Origin of the sequence: Streptomyces europaeiscabiei, assembly GCF_001550375.1 — a bacterium.
Lineage (GTDB): Bacteria > Actinomycetota > Actinomycetes > Streptomycetales > Streptomycetaceae > Streptomyces > Streptomyces europaeiscabiei.
On record NZ_LRTR01000714.1, the window covers coordinates 1 to 3,832 of the forward strand.

3 protein-coding genes are annotated in these 3,832 nt (G+C 74.9%); all 3 read left to right on the forward strand.

Features of this window, described 5'->3' with window-relative positions; all coding sequences use genetic code 11:
- The first annotated feature begins 305 nt into the window (after positions 1–305).
- On the forward strand, positions 306–1,844 hold the full coding sequence (locus tag AWZ10_RS35455) for an FAD/NAD(P)-binding protein (protein ID WP_052769734.1): 1,539 nt from the start codon (positions 306–308) through the stop codon (positions 1,842–1,844).
- Between the two features lie 55 nt (positions 1,845–1,899).
- A complete protein-coding gene (locus AWZ10_RS35460) occupies positions 1,900–2,751 on the forward strand; it encodes a class II aldolase/adducin family protein (protein WP_046708496.1) in 852 nt (283 codons plus the stop codon).
- A partial coding sequence (locus tag AWZ10_RS35465; RefSeq protein ID WP_046708498.1) for a prephenate dehydrogenase occupies positions 2,751–3,832 on the forward strand: 1,082 nt, incomplete at its 3' end. The genes AWZ10_RS35460 and AWZ10_RS35465, both read left to right, overlap by 1 nt.

Genomic DNA, 3,832 nt, shown 5'->3' on the forward strand with positions numbered 1-3,832 from the left:
CTCATCCGCCGCGGCCGGTCCCTCCTCAGGGGCCGGCCGTCTTCGTGCCGGGGCCGCCGGCACGGGTGAGGCACGGTCCCCGGCACCGCCGGGGCACAGGAGCGGGACGTCCTGCTCACCGGCGCGCGCGAGCGCGCACGTCCCGGCGTGATTCGGCAAGTCCCGGTGCGCGGCACGGCAAGTGGACCGCCCGGTCCGTTCCTACAGTCGCTGTGCGTCGAACCGGCGCCGGGCACGTCCCGGCGTCCGTGTTCGTCTCCCGCCACCGCGAGCGAGCCGTCCGCCAACCGATAGGTGACAGACACATGCCCTCTGGAATCTCGATCGGCGTCGTCGGCGGCGGTGCGGCCGCCGTCTGCCTGATCGACAACCTGGCCCGGAGCGAGGGCGACCCCGGCAGCCTCACCGTGTTCGAACCCTCGCCCCATCTGTGGCGCGGCCGCGCCTACCAGATCGACACCGAGATCCTGCGCGTGAACGCCACCCCCGACGACATGTCCGTACGGGCGGGCGACCCCGGGCACTTCGAGCGCTGGCTGCAGGCCCACGACCGCGTCACCGGCGTGGTCCGGGGCGCCGACCGGCTGTCGGGAGCCCGCTTCGCGCCGCGCGCCGTCTACGGCGACTACCTGGAGGAGACCGCGTACGCGGCCCTGGGCCGGCTGCGGGGCAGGGGCTGGCGCGTCGACATCGTCGGCGAGGCCGTGAAGGCCGCCGGCCGAAGGCCCGGCCAGGTGCTCCTGGGCACCGGTCCGGGGCGGACGCGGGCCTTCGACTACGCGGTGCTGTGCGTCGGCGGCGACAGCCCCAAGGACGTCTACGGACTCGCCGGCACGCCCGGCTTCATCGCAGAGCCCTACCCGCTCTCCGGCACGCTGGCAGAACTCGGTGAGAACGACCACGTGGCCGTCATCGGCAGCGGCCTGACCGCCGTCGACATCGTCCTGTCGCTGGCCGCCCGGGGCCACCGGGGCCCCATCAGCCTGATGTCGCGGCGCGGCGTGCTGCCGGGCGTCCGGCAGCGGCCCACCCCCCTCGAACTGCGCCACCTGACGCCGGTGCGGGTGAGGACCGCCGCCCGGGAGCGGTCCCGGCTGACCATCGAGGACGTGGCCGCGGTACTGCGGGCGGAGTTCAGGGACGCCGGAGCGGATCTCGACGGCGTCATCGAGGAGATCGTCCGCGTCGACCTGGAGGACCCGGTCGACCGGCTGCGCCGCCAGCTCGACGAGGTCGACTCGCCGCAGGTGGGCATGCGCATCCTGCAGCGCGCCGTGCCGGAGACCGGACCCGACGTATGGCCCCTGCTGCGCGAGGAGGACAAGGTCCGGGTCCTGCGCGCCCACTACCGCACCCTCATGAGCCTGTGCTGCCCCATGCCGCCCTCCAGCGCCACCGTCCTGCTCGGCCTGGTGGAGGCGGGCCGGCTGGAGATGTTCTCGGGCCTGCTCGACATCACCGCGGCCGACGGGAGCGGCTTCGACGTCCTGGCCGCCGACGGCACCGCCTTCCGCGCCGACAAGGTGATCAGCGCCGTCAACGCCTCCGAGGGGCGCATCCCCTGCGGCGCGCTGCCCCTGGTGACCTCACTGGTCAAGGCCCGCGCGGTCAGCCGCCACCCGCACGGCGGACTGCAGCTGGCCCGCGCCACCAGCCGGCTCACCAGCAACGGGCGGCCCGACCCGCGGCTGTACGGGCTCGGCAACATCGCCGCCGGAGCCCTGTTCTTCACCTTCGGCATCCCCTCCCTGGTCGACCGCAGCCAGGACATCGTCACCGCGATCCTCCAGCACTCGGCCACCGTCGACGCCGCCCGCAGCGAGGCCGAACCGGTCGCCGCCTGACGACGCGCCGGCCCGCCCGCCCGCACCCAGCCACCCAGGAAGGACCGCCCGCGCAATGAGCCCGACCGCGACCGATCCTCGCCCCGCCTACCTGGCCGCCACCGCCACCCGGCTGCCGATCCCCGGCGAACCGCGCTTCGCCACGCACGAGGAGACCCGCCGCCATCGCAAGCAGCGGCTGGCCGCCGCCGTCAGGCTGTTCGGGAAGTACGGCTTCGCGGAAGGGATATCCGGCCACATCTCCGTACGCGACCCCGAACACCGGGACCGCTTCTGGGTCAATCCCTTCGGCGTCTCCTTCCGGCAGGTCCGCGTCGCCGACCTGATCTGCGTCGACCTGGCCGGTGACGTGGTGGCCGGCCACCACCCGGTCAACCCCAGCGCGTTCGTGATCCACTCACAGATCCACGAGCTGCACCCCGACGCCACCGCGGCCGCCCACGGCCACACCCCGCACTCCCGGGCGCTGGGCGCACTGGGCACGCTGCTCGAACCGATCGACCAGGAATCGGCGGCGTTCTACGGCCGCCAGGTGCTCTACGGCCGCTACGACGGGCCTTCCGTGACACCGGCCCAGGGCCGTGACATCGCCGAGGCACTCGGCGACAACCGGGCCGTCCTGCTGCGCCACCACGGACTGATCACGGTGGGCGCCTCCCTGGACGAGGCCGTGCACTGGTTTTTGACCTACGACAGCTGCGCGCAGGTGCAGCTCCTCGCCCGGGCCGCGGGCACCCCGCGCCCCCTCACCCACGAACAGGCCCTGGCCGCCCGCGAAGGCTTCGGGGACGAGGAGCTGGGCCGGTTCAGCTTCCAGCTGCTGTGGGACGAGATCGTCGCCGAGCAGCCCGACCTGCTCCAGGAGGAGCCGGGAGGCGCCGGCGCGCACGGCGGGGGCGCCGGATGATCCGCACCGCCGCGGTGGTGGGCACGGGAGTGATCGGCACCTCCATCGCGCTGGCCCTCACCCGGCACGGGGTGAGCGTGTACCTGAGCGACACCGACCGGTGCGCGGCACGCACCGCCGCGGCACTGGGCGCGGGGCTCGTCGGCACACCGCCCGCCCCGGCCGACATCGCGGTGCTGGCCGTTCCGCCCAGACGCCTGCGCCCCGTTCTCGCCGAGCAGTGCGCCCGCGGGCTCGCCCGCGGTTACACCGACGTCGCGAGCGTCAAGGCCGGGCCGGGACGCGAGGTGGCCGCCAGCGGCGTGGACCCGGCGGTGTTCATCGGCGGTCATCCCCTGGCCGAACGGGAACGCTCCGGCCCGCTGGCCGCCCGCGCCGAGCTGTTCCAGGAGCGGCCCTGGGTGCTCAGCCCGTCCGCGCACACGGGCCGGGACACCCTCAACACGGCGCTGGAGCTGGTGGCCCTGTGCGGCGCCACCCCCGTCCTCATGGACAGTCAGGCGCACGACCGGGCGGTCGCCGTCGTCTCCCACGCCCCGCACGTCGTCGCCGCGCTCGTCGCGGCCCGCCTGGAGCACCTGTCCGCCGACGCGGTGCGGCTGGCCGGGCGGAGCGTGCACGAAGCCACCCGGACCGCCGACGGCGACGTGCGGCTGTGGGGCGACATCCTGGAGAACAACGCCTCGGCGGTCGCGGACGTCCTGGACGAACTCGCCGAGGATCTCGCGGTCACCGTGGCGGCGCTGCGCGGCCTGGCCGCCGTCGACGCCGACGAACGCGCCCAGGGCACGACCCTGCTGGCCGACCTGCTCACCCGCGGGCTCGCCGGCCGCGACACCCTCGCGGGCACGCACGGCCTGCCCGGACGCGCCCGTGTCCCCGTCCGCGTCCTCATCGCGGACCGGCCGGGCGAGCTGGCCCGGCTGCTGGGCACCGCCTGCGAGTTCGGCATCAGCGTCGAGGACCTGTCCGTCGACCACCCGCCGGGCAGGCCGGGCGGCCTGGTGGAACTGATGGTCGCGCCCGCCGCAGCGCCGGGCATGGCGGGCCGGCTGGAGGACCGCGGCTGGCGCGTGCAGCG